This window comes from Streptomyces sp. NPDC037410 (genome assembly GCF_055602235.1).
This window is the reverse complement of the sequence record NZ_JBVJWR010000011.1, coordinates 104,325-120,157: the sequence shown is the minus strand read 5'-3', so window position 1 is coordinate 120,157 and position 15,833 is coordinate 104,325. Positions and strand designations below refer to the sequence as shown.

Here is a 15,833-nt window from a genome sequence, read left to right as displayed (position 1 = left end):
CCCTTCTTCTCGTCGGTGCGCTCAGGACGTACGGGACAGGCGCGCGTGCAGCGACGCCGCGTTCCGCGAGGGCCGTTCGCGCTCGTGCGCCCACTTGTTCAGCCACCAGAGCAGCCGCTCGCGGTGTGCGCCCGGGCGGCGGGCGACGTCCGCGAGGAGGCCGCCAAGCGCGTCGAACGCGGCCGGACCCGCCCGGTCGGCGTGGACGTCGATCCAGTCACGCAGCGACAGGAGCGCCGTCTCCTGCACGGGGCGGCGCGCCAGGGACCGCGCCCACAACTCGGCGAGCACCGTCCGGTGGGCGGGCAGCCCGCTCAGCAGCAGCGGCACGCCCGCGACCCCGTCCACCGGCCCGTCGACGCCGGGCTCGTACGGCCGGGTCGTCGCGAAGACGAAGGCGGAGAGCGACTTCACCACCATGGGGGAGAGGTCCCGTGGCGCGGACCAGTCGAGGTACGCGCCGAGCAGCGCTCCCGCCTGTCCCTGGTGGACGAGGTGCACCCCGCCCCAGGCGACGGAGGGCAGCGTCCCCCAGTCGTCGTCGCGGTCCAGGGCGTCGCGCAGCACGGCCACCGCCCGGTCGGGCGCGGTACGGCCCAGGATGCCGCCCGCCGTGTTCGCCGCCGTCCCGGCGAGCCTGCGCTCCCGGGCCGAGCTGCCGCCGCGCGCCCAGTCGTGCAGCAGCGCCCACACGGCCTCGGCCGAGTCCTCGTCGCCGCCGGCCACCCCGAGGGCCGTCGCGGCGGCCTGGCGCAGCGGCCAGGACTCGCCGGCCGCCCAGCCGGTGAGGTAGCGGTGCACCGCGTAGTGGTGGTCGGCCCACGCGAACACACCGGCGGCCACCGCCGCCCGCGCCCGGACCTCCAGGTCGGTGTGGCCGAGGAGCTGCCGCAGCCAGGAGAGCAGGGCCTCGCGCCAGCCGTCGAGCCCCGTCCACGCGTAGAGCAGCACGACCTGCCCGAGCAGGGGGCTGCGGAACCGGACCCGCGGCGCGCCGCCGCCCGTGGTGTCGAGCCTGATCCACTGCTGTTCGTCGGCGAGCCGGTCCCTGAACCGTACGTCCGGGGGCGCGGGTTCGGGTGTGGAGAGGGAGTCCCGCAGTTTCACCGCGGCCTCGGCGACGGTCAGGTAGCCGCTGTCCTCCAGGACGGCCGCGGCGAGCGCGAAGGCCACCGCGTCGGGGTTCCGGTGCCGGTCGAACCAGGCCCGGACCTGGTCGCTGGGGTCCCGCAGTGCCGCGGCCGCCGCGGCCACGTCACGGCCGGCGGAGATGTCGGCGGCGAGCCGTGCGGCGTGCCGTGCGGCGGGGAGCTCCCGGAGGGTGTCGACGACTCCGCCCGAGACGAGCCGGGCCCGCAGTTCGGCGTGCGCGTCCGGGGCGGCGCCGTGGCCGAGGACCCGCCGTTCGAGGATGGTGAGGGCGTCGACGGGGGCGAGGACATGGGCGACGCCCGCGCTGCCGCCGTCGCCGCGCACGGCGACGGCGAGGTCCTGGCCGCCCGTGAGCACCAGATGACACCCCCGTGACTTCAGGGCGGCCGTCACGGCGGGCAGCAGCCGGGGGAGCGCGTCGAAGCCACGCGCGCCCGCCGGCCCGTCCTCGACGTGGGCGAGGTATCCGCTGTCGGGCACCGGGGGCTCCCACCCGGGTTCGAGCAGGGCGGCCGCGTCCAGGAGCCGGTGGCAGATCCCGCCGCCGTCGGCGCCCGACAGGGCCAGCGCCTCGGCGAGCAGGTTGACCGCCGTGGCCTCGCGTCCGCTGCCCGTGGGGCCCGTGAGGAAGAGGAGGCGGCGCTCGCGCAGGACGCCCAGCGCGGAGCCGTACTCCGGTGGCTGGACGAACCGTGCGGTGTGGTCGTCCAGTTCGGCGGAGTCCAGCGGCAGCACGGAGCCCTCGCCCGCGACGGCCCGCTCGCGGTGCCGCCGGCCGCCGTCCGTGTGGAACCCGCCGCCGAAGCTGACGGTGTCGTTGAAGAGCGCCAGCGTGCCGATCCGGGTCCCGGAGGCGTCGGCGCTGAGGCGCTGGGCGATCAGGTCCGCGATGGCGCCGGCGCGCTGCGCCTCCGATCGCCCGGGGTCGTGGGTCCCGCTGCCCTCGGCGAGGGAGCGCAGTGCGTCGGACTCGCTGACGGGACCGTCCTGTTCCGCCACGGGCCCCGGCCGCCCCGTCTCCGGCGCGCTGGTCGCGGGCTCGGGGGAGGGGGAGACGGGGGGCGTCGGAGCGGGTTCGGGACTCGTCCCGCCGGTCGGGGCGGTGACTTCCTCACTCATGGCACACGGGCTTCCGGGAGGGGTGACGGCATGACGGGACGGCGCCGCGCGGCGCCGTCAGCACGCCGTCAGGAGATGTTCCAGTCGCCCTTGATCTCGACCTTCTCGTTGAAGACCTGGGCGTTCTTGATCAGGGCGGCGCTGACCTGCGGGCCGCCGTGTCCACCGGCGGCCACGGCCTCGTCGACCATGCGCCGCAGGTCCTCCTCGAACTGCCGGTCCCGCAGCATGTGGGCCGCGAGCATCCGCTCCAGGTCCTGCTGTCCGGACTCGTCGTCCGGAGCGTCCGTCACGCGCTCCAGCGCGGTCTCGGCCTCCGTGTCCCCGCGGAACCGCGCCCGGATCCGCTCGACGAGCCGTGCGCCGCCGCTCCAGCCGCTCCGCCCGGCCTCCTGGCCGGTGGCCTCAAGCGCACCCTTGACGACGAGCGCGACGCCTGCCGCCGCGATGGCGGTCACTGGATCCATGTGCACCCCCGATTGCTCCGCGCGCACTCCGCACACGCGTGAGGCCATTCAAGTGGTCCTGCCTCTTCTTGCCAGAGGGACGGCGAGGAATGACCGAAACCGATGGGGTCGAAAGGGGCGCGAGTGGCCGGTTCCGTGTGGTGGAGCAGACTGACCGTCACATGGTCCTTGTGGTAGGACTGTTCGGAATTGCAAACGGTCTGCAACGGGGGGAATGGAACGTGGCTGTCACGGTTCCGGACTGGGCCGACACCCTTCTCGATCTGATCGGTGTCGCCTGGCCGAACGTCGACGAGGACGCGTACCGCGAGATGGCGGACGCGCTGCGGGAGTTCGCGGACGACCTGGAGGACGACGGTCAGCTCGCGAACAACCACTTCGAGCGGCTGCTGTCCTCGGGCGAGGGCGAGGCGATCGACGCCCTCGACGAGCACTGGCGGAAGGTCAAGTCCAAGCACATCAAGGACATCGCCGGTGCGGCCCGCACGATCGCGGGCGGTCTCGACCTGGCGGCCGGCGCGGTCGAGGGGATGAAGCTGGCGGCCCTGGTGCAGCTCGGCTACCTCGCGTCCGAGGCGGGCATCGCGATCTCGCTGATCCCGGTGACGTTCGGTCTGTCGTCGTTGATCGGCGCGGGGGCGATGCGGGCCACGCAGGAGGTCGTCAAGCGGCTGATCAAGGAGTGCGTGGAGGAGGCCGTCGGGTACGTCGTGTCGGCGCTGACCGAGCCGGCGGTGGCCGCCCTGGAGGGCATGGCGGCGGACCTGGTCGTGCAACTGGGCGCGATGGCGATCGGGCTGCAGGACGGCGTGGACCTCGACCAGACCAAGCAGGCCGGTACGGACGGGTTCAAGGACGGGGTGCAGTCCGGCAAGGAGGCGATGCACCTCGCCTCGGCCGGAGGCGGGAGCGGCTCCAAGGGCAGTGGCCTGAAGAACCTCCACATCGAGCACGCCGAGCACGACCACGCCTCCACCCAGCTCGACGGCGTCAGCGTGAGGATCCACGGGAAGACGACGGGCAAACTCACGAAGGCGAAGACGGCGCACGGCCGGACGCGGGGGCGTGACTCGATCGCCGACGCGATCGACCCGATCGCCGACAAGGCGATGGAGGCCCTGACCAAGGCCGCGAAGTCGATGGGCGACCACGTCGGCCAGACCCTGCCCAAGGTCGTCAAGCAGATCTCCGCCGACCACAAGAACACCGACGACGACCTCCGCGACCGCTTCGCCCGCCAGCGCAAGGGCGACCACGACGACGGCGGGAAAGGAGGCGGTGGAGGCGGCAACGGCAATCCCCCCGGCGGCTCCGGGAACGGCGGCTCCGGGAACGACCCCGGCGGCCGCCGCATCACCCCGGCCCCGCCCTGGCACGGCAGCTCCGCCGGCACCATGCGCCACCACCGCACCGACCCGCTCGACGTCAGTCACCTCACGCCCGAGCAGCAGCGCGCGGCCCTCGTCCAGGAGGCCCGCGACCTCGCGGACAGGGCGCGCAAGGCCGACCCGAAGAACCCGGACGACCCCAAGCACCAGATCGACCTGGCCAAGACCCACTTCCCGCCCGGCACGAACCTCCTCGACGGCTCGTGCTCCGGGAGCCTCCTGCACGACGGCGTCGTCACCAGCCACTCCAGCGCCACCAAGGGAGCGGGCCAGAAGACCCCTGACCTGCACCCCGCGATGCAGTCGATCTACGATCAGGTCAAGGAACGGATCGAGTCGGAGGGCGGTTACCCTGGCGCGGGCCACGGGAAGTGCGCCGAGGCCAACCTCGTCTCGGACCGGCTACGGCAGCTGGACCCCGACGGCACCGGGATCACCTCGGTGGACAACGTCCGCGACGCCATGAAGGGCTCACAGGTCTACAGCGTGCAGATCGGCGAGCAGATCAAACCGCACCCCCTCGGCCACGGCGAGTACAAGCCGCCGTGCCGGTCGTGCGCGCTGGCGATGGAGATGGCCGGTGTCATGGCGTACGCCGGATAAGGAGCACATATGCCGCACATGAACACTCCGGAGGACGTCGACGCCTGGTTCCGGGAACACGGATGGTTCCCGGGACGGGACGTCGCCGGCACCGTACCGGCGATGGTCGACGAGATCACCGGGCAGTACCGGGAGGCGGGCTTTCCCGTGGAGCCCTTCGAGGCCGCGACCGCGTTCCTCGCCGAGCACGGCGGGCTGTCTCTCACCATCGACGCCGCACGCGAGGACCACCTCTACTTCACCCCGTACCTCGGCTACGGGTCCGCCCCGGCCGACGTCGCCGAACTGAGCCGCGACCTCGGCGTGCGGCTCTTCCCGGTGGGGCTCGACGGCTCCGAGGGCTCCCCCGTCCTCATCGACGAACGCGGCCGGTTCTTCTACCTGCACCACACCGGCGGCTACTACATGGGCGCCGACAAGTACGAGGCGATGATCGCCCTCGCCCACGCCCCCATGCAGGACGCGGAGGACTACTTTGTCTGACCTGATTCCCGGTACGGCGGCCTCGCTGCTCATCCACGGCACGATCACCAGCCACACCAACCTCACGGGCGACGGCGAGCCGCAGCTCCACCCGGCGGTGCAGGCGTTCTTCGACGGGCTCCCGCCGGCCCTGCGCGAGCCCTTCATCGGCTACTGCGCCGAGTCCGCCCTCGTCTCCGACGAGCTCTTCGGCTTCGACCGGCAGCGCGGCGACGGCCGCACCGCCACCCTGGACGAGGCCGTCCCGCACTTCGCCGGCGCGGCGATCGTCGCCCGCAAGGTCCGCCCGCACGGCGACCCCGAACACGGCACCGAGGCGGACGTCTGCCGCTCCTGCACGGCGCTCCTCGACCGGCTGGGGATCGCGGTCCTCCACGACCAGGCATGAGCGACGTACTGACGGAAGCGGGCTGGCGGCCGGGACGCGACGCCGGGGACGCCGCCATGCTGGCCGTGCTCGTCGCGGTGACCACCGGCGCGGAGCTCTTCCCCGCCGCCGAGCGGGCCGTGCGCGAGTTCCACGGCCTCACCGTCCTGCCCGCCGCGACCGGCGGCCGGGAGGTCGCCGCCGTCGGCAGCGTCGTCGATCCCCGCGAGGCCCGCTTCGACGTCCCGTCCCTGAACGGGCTCGCCGATTCCCTCGGCGTACGGCTCTTCCCGCTCGGCCGTACGGACACGGACGCGCCGCTCGCGGTCGACGCGCAGGGCCGGCTCCTGATGCTCGGCCCCGGCGGGCCCTGGCTCCTCGGCGAGACGGTCCGCGACGGGCTGACGGCGCTCGCCCACGGCGTCGCGCCGGTACGGCTCCGCCCGCCCCGGTGGCACATCCCGCTGTCCGACCGGGCGAACGGGCTCGACGGCGCGGTGCGGGCCGCGCTCGTCGCCGTCTACGTCCTGCACAGCGCGGGCGTGTTCAGCACCCGCGCGCTGCACCTGCGGGCAGCCACCCTGCGGGGGATCGGCGTCGTGGCCGTGGACGAGGAGTTCCGGCTGCGCCCGGGGGCCCTTGAGGACAACGCCGAGCCGCTCACCGAGGCGATGACGGCCCGGCTCGACGCGGCCGGCGCACGCGCGGGCTCCTGCGAACTGACCCTGACGGTGTCCGCACCGCCCGGCGTGCAGGGCCCGTCGTCGACGGTCACCTGCGCCGTGACCGTGAGCCGCGGGACCGACGGCCCCGCCCTGACCCTGTCGGCCGCGCTGTCCGCGGCGTCCGACCCCCTGGCGAAGGCCCTGGAGGCCGCCGCGCAGAGCCTCGCGACCTGGGCGGACGCCGGGGCTTGACCCGCCTAGGGCCTGCCCTAGTGCACGGAGAACCCGCCGTCCACGAACAGCGACTGGCCCGTCACGTACGCCGACGAGGTGCTCGCCAGGAAGACGGCCGCGCCCGCGAAGTCCTCGGCCAGGCCGTTGCGGCCGACCATCGTGCGGGCCGCCAGGGCGGCGACCTTCTCCGGGTCGGAGGAGAGGCGCTGGTTGAGCGGCGTCATGACGAAGCCGGGGACCAGGGTGTTGGCGGTGACGCCGTACGGGGACCAGGCCTCGGCCTGCGAGCGTGCCAGCGACTCCAGGGCGCCCTTGGACACCCCGTACGCCCCGCTCTGCACGAACGCGCGGTGCGCCTGCTGCGAGGTGATGTGGATGATCCGGCCGAAGCCCCGCTCGGCCATGCCGGGCCCGAAGCGCCGGCCGAGCTGGAACGGCGCCTCCAGGTTCACGGTCATCGTCGTGTCCCACACCTCGTCGCCCAGCTCGCCGAACGGCGGACGGAGGTTGATGCCGGCCGAGTTCACCAGGATGTCCGGCTCCCCGAACACCGCCGCCGCTGCCTCCGCCCCCGCCTTGATGCCCTCCCGGGTGCTCAGGTCCGCGCTCACCCAGGCCGCCCGGTAGCCGTCGGCCGTCAGCTCGTCGACGGTCGCGACGAGCTCGGCCTCCTTGCGCGCCAGGATCACCACCCGAGCGCCCGCACGGGCAAGGGCTCCGGCGATGGCCTTGCCGATGCCTGAACTGCCGCCGGTGACCAGGGCGTTGCGCTCATCCAGCGAGAACAGTCCGGAGAGGTAGTCGGCAGGGGTGCTCATGGAAGTCGCTCCTCGTGTCGTGCGGCTCCGGCCACCCGTGTGCGGTAGGTGGCCGGTCCCCGCATCCTGACACAAGGGCCCCGGGGTCACCGGGCCTTGAAGACGAACTTCTCGACCTCACCGCGGTCCAGGTTCCAGAACGTGACCGACGGGTTCTGGCCCACGTTCACGAACTGGACCTCGTCGGAGAACGCGACGTCGATCGGCGAACCGTCCTCGCTGCTGCTCGGGTCCGCGTACGCGATGCCGAACGACTTGTAGCCGCCCGAGGTCTTCTCGCCCCCCAGGAACAGCTTCACGCCCGCGTACGCCTTCTGCTTCGGCCCGATCGTCGCGACCGCCTTCGCCGGGGACTCCATCGGCGTGAGCGGGCTGTCGGTGTTCCGGCCGAAGGTGATGAACGGGTAGTTGTAGAGGGTGCACGGCTTGTCCGTGATGTTCGTGGCCGTGATCAGGAGGTGCTGGCCCGAGTCGTGCGCCCAGTACGACGTGCCGATCGACACGTCATGGTCGCCGCAGGCCGGGACCTTGCCCGAGCCCGTGGCGGACGGGCTCGCGGAGTCGCTCGCGCTCGGCTGCGGGGCTTCGGTGGACGGGCTCGGACTCGGGGTGGTGCTCGGCTGAGCCGAGTCGGTCGCGCTCGCGGTACCGGACGGGGCAGGGCTCGGCGCCCCGTCCTCGTGCATGCTCGGCCCGCACGCCGTGGACGAGAGGAGCGCGGCGACGGCCGCGGCTCCCAGGGCGTACGTCTTCCAGCTTGTGCGGGCAGCAGCGCGCATGGTGATCCCCCGTGTGTCCTGCGTATGGCTCGACGAGCAGATTCTGCACCGGAGTGGCTGCCGTATTCCGGTGCAGGACTGCTCGTTACCAACCGCGGACATGGAGGTGATGCTTCCTCAGCCGAGCTGGTCGAGGAACTCCGTCCAGGCGGAGGGCGCCAGGGCGAGCTGGGGGCCGGTGGGGTTCTTGGAGTCGCGGACGTGGACGGTGGTGGGGCAGGTGGCTACCTCGACGCAGTCGTCACCACTGCCGCTGCTGTAGCTGGACTTGTGCCAGGAGAGGGCGACTTCCACGCAATTGTCGCCGCTTCCGCTGCTGTAGCTGCTCTTGAACCAGGCCAGTTCAGTGGTGCTCATAGTGCTCCTCGGATCTCCCGCAGCAGGCTCACGGACTCCTCAGGGGACAGAGCCTGTGCTCGCATCCTGGCATATCGCTGTTGGAGGATGCTGACCACTTTGGGGTCCGAGATGAGCTGGCCGGTCTCCTGGCCCTCGCAGTACGCGTACCAGGCGTTCTCCTCGGTCTCCAGGAGTCGGAGGGGGCCGTTGAGACCCGCATGGTGCCCGCGTGACTGCGGCATGACCTGGATGTCGATGTTGCGTCGCTCGCAGATGTCGAGGATGTGGTCGATCTGCTCGCGCATGACCTCCGGGCCACCGATCTCGCGGCGCAGTACGTGTTCCTCGATGATGAAGCTGAAGATCGTCTCCGGGTGCTCCGTGAGGATGCGCGCCCGCTCCATGCGGGCGACCATGTTCGACTCGATCTTGTCTTCACCCATCGCCGGGATCTGCTCCTCGAAGAGCGTCCTGGCGTACGCCGGCGTCTGCAGCAGGCCCGGCACGAGTCGGTTCTCGAAGGTGTCCAGCGTCACCGCCTGCGGCTCCAGCTCCGCCCACCCCGCGAACCACGTCGCAAGCCCCGCCCTCCGCGTCAGATGCTTCGCCGCCGCCTTGATCACCCCGAACGCCTCCAGCACCTCCTCCGCCCGGTCCACGAACCTCTTCGACGGCAGTCGTCGGCCCTGTTCGATCGAAGCGATCGTCGGGACCGAGTAGCCCACCAGCGGGGCGAACTGTTCCTGCGTCAGGCCCGCCCTCTTGCGGAAGACCTTGACCACTTCCCCGAAAGCCTTCAGGCTCTCCGACGTCTCCGGTTCGTTTCCCTTCGGGACCTCGTCCGTCACCCCGCCACCTCCCGTACCGATGTGCTCGCGCTGAACGCATCAAGGTTCACCGATAGTTACCGGTACAGTCCAGAGCGTGAACCCGTACACGGCGCAGCGTACGAGTTTCTGAGCTGGTAACTCGCCCCGGGCGGCGCCACATTGACCCCATGACCTCCCCTGTGACCCGCGAACCCGCCGTCACCGTACGTGTGTTCACCCAGCGTTTCAGCTCGACCCCGCGCGGCGCCCGCCTCGCCCGTCGGCTGGCTCTCCATCAGCTGGACCGCTGGCAGCTCCCGTACGGCTCCGAGATCTCCGACGTCGTCGGGCTGCTCGTCGCCGAGCTCGCCGCCAACGCCGTCACCCACGGCCGGGTGCCCGGGCGCGACTTCGAACTGACGCTCTCGTACACGCCGGGGCTGCGGCTCCGGGTCGACGTCTCCGACACCCGGGGCGAGCGGCGGCCGACCGCCGTCGCCCCGGGGCCCCTGGACGAGGGCGGGCGTGGCCTGCTCCTCGTCGAGGCGCTGGCCTCGCGATGGGCGGTGCTCGACCGCGTACCGGTCGGGAAGACCGTACGGGCCGAGCTGGACCTCACCCCGCGACCCCGGCGTTCACGCGGAGGCGGCTTCGAGGAGGGCTTCTGCGGCGGCGGTGCGGGCGTAGAGGACGGAGCGGCCGGCGCGGTGGGCGCTGACCAGGCCCGCCTCGCGCAGCGCGGTGAGGCATTGGGATGCCCCGGCCGGGGAGAGGCCGGTGCGGTGGGCGAGTTCGGTGGTGGAGGCCGGGGTTTCCAGTTCGGTCAGCAGCAGGGTTCGTGAGCGGCCGAGGACGGGGGCGAGGGTGCGGGTTGCCGTGGCGGGCCGTGTCTCCCAGAGCGTGCCGATGCCACGGGCCGGATAGGCGAGTTGTGGCGGGTCCGGCGGTCGCATCCGGGTGCGCGGGCCGGGGCCGGTGAACGCGGAGGGGATCAGCAGCAGTCCCGCGCCCGCGGAGTGGCGGGGCATGCCGCGTTTCCGGCGGGCCAGCGTGAGCGTGTTGTCGTCCCAGCTCACCGAGGTGTGCAGGTCGTTGAGGAGGTGGCCCGCGCCGTGCTCGGCGACGGTGCGGGCCCGGTGGAAGACGTCGGCGTCCAGTGCGGTTCTGATCCGTGCCCAGTAGGGGGCGAGCGCCAACTCCCAGTACGTCTCGATCTCTTGTGCCACCTTGGCGAGCCGGGAGGGCGGGTCGGCGCGAAGGCTCGACAGCCGTGGGCCGAGATGTCCTTGGTGGCGGGCGAGGTGGTCGAGGTCCTGGCGTACCCGGTCGGGTGGCGAGGCCGAGATCGCCTCCCACTCCGCCTCCGGCGTGGGGGCCGGTCCTGCGGGGGCCGGGGTGAGGAAGTCGGGCACGTAGCCGGAGGGGCCGATCAGCTCGGCAAGCCATCCCCGGTGCAGGCCGGCGGCCAGCAGGCGGGGCCGCACCTGCTCGATCCACGGCTGGTGGACCGGGTGCGCGGTGGTCGATGTCAGCAGCCGGAAGCTGGGCGCGACCTCCCACATCGGCGAGACGGCGAACCGCACCTGCGCGAGGTCGTTCGCCGAGAACGCCAGCTCCGCCACCACAACCGCCCCTCGGTGGATTCGGGTATGCGTGAATCAATGGCTCGCCAGGGTATCGCGCGCCGATCATCTCGCCATGACCTCACAGACGATCACCGCGGCGGCGTCGGGCACCTGGAAGCTCGGCGACCGCACCGTCAACCGGATCGGATTCGGCGCGATGCGCCTGCCCCAGCACGGCGAGGCGTTCGCGCCCGACGCCGTCCCGCGCGACCGGGACCAGGCGATCAAGGTGCTGCGCCGGGCGGTCGAGCTCGGCGTGAACCACATCGACACCGCCGCGTTCTACTTCTCCTCGCTGCGCTGTGCCAACGAGCTGATCAACCGCGCTCTGGCGCCCTACCCGGACGATCTCGTCATCGCCACCAAGGTCGGCCCCGGCCGTGGCCCCTCAGGGGCCTGGCTGCCGCACGCCCGCCCCGAGCAGCTGCGCGGCCAGGTCGAGGAGAACCTGCGCCGACTCGGCCGCGACCACCTCGACGTGGTCAACCTGCGCATCGTCGGCACCGATTCCATAGCCGATCGCTTCGGCGCGCTCGCCGAACTGCGCGATGCCGGACTCATCCGTCACCTGGGCCTGTCCAACATCCGTCCCCACCACCTCGCCGAGGCTCAGGCCATCGCACCGGTGGTCTGCGTCCAGAACATGTACGGCCTCGGCGGCTCACCCGAACAGGAGGAACTGCTGCGCCTGTGCGGTGAACAACGCATCGCGTTCGTGCCGTTCTACTCGATCGCCGGCACCGGACGAACCGCCGGTGCGTCCACCGAGGACAGCGGCACGGTGCAGGCCCTCGCACGCGCCCGAGGAGTGAGCACCGCCCAGGTCCGGCTGGCATGGACGCTGCACCGCGGCCCGCACGTCCTGGCCATTCCCGGCACCGGCGACCTCGCCCACCTCGCCCAGAACGTGGCCGCCGGCGCTCTGCACCTCTCCCAGGACGAACTGGCCGTCCTGGGCTCCCTCCGCCCCGATGACGAGTGAGGCTCTACGGGCTCTACGGAGCCGTGGCGTACCCCGCCGGCCGGGTGGTGAACGTGCCCCGGCCCTGGGTGCGGCCGCGGAGGCGGGACGCGTAGCCGAAGAGTTCGGCCAGCGGGACCGTCGCCGAGACCACCGCCGTACCGGAACGGGTCGTCTGGTCCGTGACCCGGCCCCGGCGGGCCGCGAGGTCGCCGAGGACCGAGCCGACCGACTCGGCGGGGACGGTGACCGTCACCTCGGCCACCGGCTCCAGGAGGGTCATCACGCTCGCGCGGAGCGCCTCGCGCAGGGCGAAGCGGCCCGCCGTACGGAACGCCATCTCCGAGGAGTCCTTCGGATGCGTGGCGCCGTCCGTGAGCGTGACCCGGACACCCGTCACCGGGTGGCCGCCGAGGGGGCCCTCGACGAGGGCGTCCCGGCAGCCGGCCTCGACCGCGCGGATGTACTCCTGCGGGACGCGGCCGCCCGTGACCGTCGAACGGAACGCGAACTCCTCCTCCCCTTCCGTCGGTTCGACGCCGATGACGACGTGGGCGAACTGGCCCGCCCCGCCGTCCTGTTTGACATGGCGGTAGAGCAGATCCGTGACGCCCTTCGTCACCGTCTCCCGGTACGCGACCTGCGGACGGCCGACCGTGACCTCAAGGCCCCGGTCGCGCCGCAGCTTCTCCACCGCGACCTCCAGGTGCAGTTCGCCGAGACCGGACAGGACGGTCTGGCCCGTCTCCGGGTCGGACCGCACCACCAGCGACGGGTCCTCCTCCGTCATCCGGGCGAGGGCCGTCGCGAGCTTGCCCGTGTCCGTGCTGCGGCGCGCCTCGACGGCGACCGAGACCACCGGGTCGGCGGTCGTCGGCGGTTCGAGGACGACCGGCGCGCCCGGCGCGCACAGCGTCGCACCGGCGCGCGTGGACTTCGGACCGACGACGGCGACGATGTCACCGGCGCGCGCCTCGTCCACCTCGGTCGCCCGGTCGGCCTGGACGCGCAGGATGCGGGCGATCCGCTCCGTACGGCCGGTGGTGGCGTCGAGCACGGTGTCCCCCTTCCCGAGCGTGCCCGCGTAGACGCGGAGGTAGGTCATGCGGCCGGTGGCCGTCGCGTTCACCTTGAACGCGAGCGCGGTGAACGGCGCCTCCGGGTCCGCCGGGACCTCGCCGCGCACCGGCGGCATGTCCGACGGGGCCGGGAGGTACGCGACGACGGCGTCGAGCAGCGGCTCGATGCCCCGGTTGCGGTACGCCGAGCCGCACAGCACGACCACCGCCTCCCCGGAGAGGGTGAGGTCGCGCAGGGCGCCCGTGAGGGTCCCGGCGGAGAGCGCCCCCTCCGCGCAGAACTCCTCCAGGGCTCCCGGGTGCAGCTCCGCCACCGTCTCCTCCAGGGCTCGCCTGCGGCGCCGCGCCTCGGCCCCGAGCTCGTCGGGGACCGGCAGGTCGGCGAAGGTGCCGGCGCCGTCGGCCCACACGTACGCCCGCATCCTGACCAGGTCCACGACTCCCGTGAAGCCGTCCTCGCGCCCGATGGGGAGCTGGACCGGGAGCGGGACGGTGCCCAGGCGCGTACGGATCGACTCGACGGCGCTGTCGAGCTCCGCGCCCGCGCGGTCCAGCTTGTTGACGAACGCGAGGCGCGGGACGCCGTGCCGGTCGGCCTGGCGCCACACCGACTCGCTCTGCGGCTCGACGCCCGCGACGGCGTCGAAGACGGCGACGGCGCCGTCGAGGACGCGCAGCGAGCGCTCGACCTCGTCGGAGAAGTCGACGTGACCGGGCGTGTCGATCAGGTTGATCCGGTGGTCCGCCCAGTCGCAGCTGACGGCCGCGGCGAAGATCGTGATGCCCCGGTCCCGCTCCTGCGGGTCGAAGTCCGTGACGGTCGTGCCGTCGTGGACCTCGCCGCGCTTGTGGGTGGCACCGGTCAGGAAGAGGAACCGCTCGGTGACGGTGGTCTTGCCGGCGTCGACGTGGGCGAGGATGCCGAGATTGCGGATACGCATGGGGTGGTGCCTTTCGCTGCTGCGTGGAGAACAGGGCAGCGCGATTCCCGGACGACGGTCAGGGGTGTGACGGCGTCACGGGCGGCGATGACGGGCGCGCAGCCGTCACCGCTCGGCGGAGGAGGCGAGGATCACGTCGTACCGGGCACGGGCGGACGACACGGCGGCAGCGCTACGGCAACGCACGGTCGTCTCCCCTCGGTCGGACGTCTCACGACGGCACCGGTCGGTGCGCCGTGACGGGAGTGTAGGCAAGCGAACAGGCCGAGCGACACCGGTTTTTGGCTGCTTCTCACCTGCTCCGCGAAGGCCCTCGGGTGCTTAATGGTGCTCCCGCGATGGGCGGGGCTGGACAGACGAGACCCCGGGGGGACCCATGGGAAGCTTCGCGGCACCGCCACCCGGGCCGCCGCCCGACGAGCCGCCGAACGGGACGCCGGCGGCACCGGGTCCGGCACCGGGTTCGCCGCCGGGTCCGGGACGGGCACCGGCATCGGGTCCGAGACCGGCACCGGCATCGGGTCCGCCGCCGGTCCGGGGTGCGGCGGCATTACCTCAGGGCGCTCCGCCTCCCCCCTCGGAGTCGCCGATTCCACCCATACGCTCGGGGTCCCGCCGGAGACGCGTCCTCACGCTCCGGGTGCGGCGCCGGATGCTCTGGGTGGGTTCCGCGGCCTTCCCGCTGCACAACATCTCCCGGGTCGAGGCGTACAAGGACCAACTCGACGCGGGCCAGATCTTCCTCCGAATCCTGAAGTGGCTCCTGGCGGCCGTGCTGCTCTACGCCGGAGTCAACTACGCCAGTGGGGGCGAGGCGCGCATCGGGGAGGGCAACCCCGTGCTCATCGTCCTCCTGGTCGTCCTGATCGGTTTCGCCCTCAGAGACGTGTTCCAGTCGACGCCCGTGCTCGCCATCGATACGGCGGGCGGCGCCACGGTGATCGTGACCCTGCCGAACATGGACCAGCTGCGGTACATCGCCGGTCAGATCGTGAACGCGATCGACAACCCGGCGGCCGAGTTCACGACGGTCGTCGAGCAGCACAACACCACCAACCACTTCGGCCCTGTCGTCAACATGCGAGGCGGTCGGAACAACAGGGGGATCAACCTGTGAACGACGCGTCGAACCGGAACCCGAATCCGACTCCGAATCCGGACCAGCACTCCCACTCGACCTCGAACTACTACGGCGACGTGGTCAACATGAGTGGCGGCCGTGGCAACGTCGGCATCAACCACGGCTCCGTGGGTGGGGCCGGCGGGGACACCGAGCTCCGTGCCGCGATCGAAGAACTCACCCTTCGCCTCCAGGAGCTGCGGCGCCACCTCACCCCGGAACAGGACCGGACCGCCGAGGAGGCCCTGGCCGAGCTCGCCGGCCCCGGCGACCGCGGCGCTCTGCGCGAGCGCGGCCTCGTCCTGGCGTCCGTGGCGCAGCTCGCGGCCGCCGTCGGCGCGGTCGGGGGGCCCGTCGCGGCAGCCGTGGGGCAGCTGCTCGCGCTGCTGAGGTAGGCCGGGTCGAGCCGGGTCGGGCGGGCTCGGCCCGACCCGCGGGAGCTCAGCCGACGGTCGGGTCCGCCGGCTGGAGGAGGTCCCAGCGGTTGCCGTACAGGTCCTCGAAGACGGCGACCGAGCCGTACGCCTCGTGGCGCGGCTCCTCCAGGAACTTCACCCCCGCGGCCGTCATGCGCTCGTGGTCGCCGGCGAAGTCCTCCGTGTGGAGGAAGAAGCCGACCCGGCCACCCGTCTGGTTGCCGACGGAGGCCTCCTGCTCCTCGTTCTTCGCGCGTGCAAGGAGCAGCCCGGCGTTGCCGAGGCCGCCGACACCGGCCGCGCCGGGCGGGCGGACGACGACCCAGCGGCTTCCGTCGCCGCGGTCGGTGTCCTCGACCAGCTCAAAGCCGACGGCGTCGGTGTAGAAGGCGATGGCCTCGTCGTAATCACGGACGACGAGCGTGACGAGTGCGATGGACGGCATTTCCTCAACGTAATACGCGGAGG

The 15,833-nt window shown here is 72.3% G+C and carries 16 protein-coding genes and 2 pseudogenes; 9 read left to right on the top strand and 9 right to left on the bottom strand.

What is annotated here, in order from left to right:
- Positions 1 to 21: 21 nt before the first annotated feature.
- Positions 22 to 2,271 (bottom strand): hypothetical protein, encoded by a 2,250-nt coding sequence (locus ACZ7HT_RS20035; protein WP_471167373.1) that lies wholly within the window; start codon positions 2,269 to 2,271, stop codon positions 22 to 24.
- Between the two features lie 68 nt (positions 2,272 to 2,339).
- Positions 2,340 to 2,738: a hypothetical protein gene (locus ACZ7HT_RS20030; protein ID WP_471167370.1), complete on the bottom strand. Its 399-nt coding sequence runs from the start codon at positions 2,736 to 2,738 to the stop codon at positions 2,340 to 2,342.
- A 221-nt stretch (positions 2,739 to 2,959) separates the two neighbouring features.
- Here ACZ7HT_RS20030 and ACZ7HT_RS20025 point away from each other — a divergent pair.
- From ACZ7HT_RS20025 to ACZ7HT_RS20005, 5 genes and pseudogenes are all read left to right on the top strand, one after another.
- Positions 2,960 to 4,168 (top strand): annotated as a pseudogene (locus tag ACZ7HT_RS20025) (WXG100-like domain-containing protein); the annotation flags it as partial.
- A 108-nt stretch (positions 4,169 to 4,276) separates the two neighbouring features.
- Entirely contained in the window at positions 4,277 to 4,729 is a 453-nt protein-coding gene (locus tag ACZ7HT_RS20020; RefSeq protein ID WP_471167713.1) for a YwqJ-related putative deaminase, read from the top strand.
- Positions 4,730 to 4,747: 18 nt separating this feature from the next.
- Entirely contained in the window at positions 4,748 to 5,212 is a 465-nt protein-coding gene (locus ACZ7HT_RS20015; RefSeq protein WP_471167367.1) for an SUKH-3 domain-containing protein, read from the top strand.
- Positions 5,205 to 5,600: a YwqJ-related putative deaminase gene (locus ACZ7HT_RS20010; protein WP_471167365.1), complete on the top strand. Its 396-nt coding sequence runs from the start codon at positions 5,205 to 5,207 to the stop codon at positions 5,598 to 5,600. The genes ACZ7HT_RS20015 and ACZ7HT_RS20010 overlap by 8 nt, the downstream gene beginning before the upstream one ends.
- On the top strand, positions 5,597 to 6,496 hold the full coding sequence (locus ACZ7HT_RS20005) for an SUKH-3 domain-containing protein (protein ID WP_471167362.1): 900 nt from the start codon (positions 5,597 to 5,599) through the stop codon (positions 6,494 to 6,496). Before ACZ7HT_RS20010 ends, ACZ7HT_RS20005 begins: the two co-directional genes overlap by 4 nt.
- Before the next feature lie 17 nt (positions 6,497 to 6,513).
- Here the strand turns inward: ACZ7HT_RS20005 and ACZ7HT_RS20000 are convergent, their stop codons facing one another.
- The 4 genes from ACZ7HT_RS20000 to ACZ7HT_RS19985 form a co-directional block, all read right to left on the bottom strand.
- Positions 6,514 to 7,296, bottom strand: coding sequence for an SDR family NAD(P)-dependent oxidoreductase (locus ACZ7HT_RS20000; protein ID WP_471167360.1), 783 nt, complete (start codon positions 7,294 to 7,296; stop codon positions 6,514 to 6,516).
- A gap of 86 nt (positions 7,297 to 7,382) precedes the next feature.
- Positions 7,383 to 8,075: a DUF4232 domain-containing protein gene (locus ACZ7HT_RS19995; RefSeq protein WP_471167358.1), complete on the bottom strand. Its 693-nt coding sequence runs from the start codon at positions 8,073 to 8,075 to the stop codon at positions 7,383 to 7,385.
- A gap of 117 nt (positions 8,076 to 8,192) precedes the next feature.
- Complete coding sequence (locus ACZ7HT_RS19990) at positions 8,193 to 8,432, bottom strand: DUF397 domain-containing protein (protein ID WP_471167355.1); 240 nt, start codon at positions 8,430 to 8,432, stop codon at positions 8,193 to 8,195.
- Positions 8,429 to 9,262: a helix-turn-helix domain-containing protein gene (locus ACZ7HT_RS19985; RefSeq protein ID WP_471167353.1), complete on the bottom strand. Its 834-nt coding sequence runs from the start codon at positions 9,260 to 9,262 to the stop codon at positions 8,429 to 8,431. The genes ACZ7HT_RS19990 and ACZ7HT_RS19985 overlap by 4 nt, the downstream gene beginning before the upstream one ends.
- 149 nt (positions 9,263 to 9,411) lie before the next feature.
- Between ACZ7HT_RS19985 and ACZ7HT_RS19980 the strand changes: the two are divergent.
- Positions 9,412 to 9,849 (top strand): annotated as a pseudogene (locus ACZ7HT_RS19980) (ATP-binding protein); the annotation flags it as partial.
- A 9-nt stretch (positions 9,850 to 9,858) separates the two neighbouring features.
- On the opposite strand, the gene ACZ7HT_RS19975 reads toward ACZ7HT_RS19980, so the two are convergent.
- Positions 9,859 to 10,848: an ArsR/SmtB family transcription factor gene (locus ACZ7HT_RS19975; protein WP_471167350.1), complete on the bottom strand. Its 990-nt coding sequence runs from the start codon at positions 10,846 to 10,848 to the stop codon at positions 9,859 to 9,861.
- A gap of 73 nt (positions 10,849 to 10,921) precedes the next feature.
- Between ACZ7HT_RS19975 and ACZ7HT_RS19970 the strand changes: the two genes are divergently transcribed.
- Positions 10,922 to 11,830: an oxidoreductase gene (locus ACZ7HT_RS19970; protein WP_471167347.1), complete on the top strand. Its 909-nt coding sequence runs from the start codon at positions 10,922 to 10,924 to the stop codon at positions 11,828 to 11,830.
- 13 nt (positions 11,831 to 11,843) lie between these two features.
- Here the strand turns inward: ACZ7HT_RS19970 and fusA are convergent, their stop codons facing one another.
- The gene (gene fusA / locus ACZ7HT_RS19965; protein ID WP_471167345.1) at positions 11,844 to 13,829 is read right to left on the bottom strand and encodes an elongation factor G; all 1,986 of its coding nucleotides are present in this window, start codon (positions 13,827 to 13,829) and stop codon (positions 11,844 to 11,846) included.
- Between the two features lie 640 nt (positions 13,830 to 14,469).
- Here fusA and ACZ7HT_RS19960 point away from each other — a divergent pair.
- Both ACZ7HT_RS19960 and ACZ7HT_RS19955 read left to right on the top strand, forming a co-directional pair.
- Complete coding sequence (locus ACZ7HT_RS19960) at positions 14,470 to 14,946, top strand: DUF6232 family protein (protein WP_471167343.1); 477 nt, start codon at positions 14,470 to 14,472, stop codon at positions 14,944 to 14,946.
- Positions 14,943 to 15,344, top strand: a complete 402-nt coding sequence (locus ACZ7HT_RS19955) for a hypothetical protein (RefSeq protein WP_471167339.1) — start codon at positions 14,943 to 14,945, stop codon at positions 15,342 to 15,344. The genes ACZ7HT_RS19960 and ACZ7HT_RS19955 overlap by 4 nt, the downstream gene beginning before the upstream one ends.
- 46 nt (positions 15,345 to 15,390) lie before the next feature.
- On the opposite strand, the gene ACZ7HT_RS19950 is transcribed toward ACZ7HT_RS19955, so the two are convergent.
- Positions 15,391 to 15,810, bottom strand: coding sequence for a VOC family protein (locus ACZ7HT_RS19950; RefSeq protein ID WP_471167338.1), 420 nt, complete (start codon positions 15,808 to 15,810; stop codon positions 15,391 to 15,393).
- Positions 15,811 to 15,833: the final 23 nt, after the last annotated feature.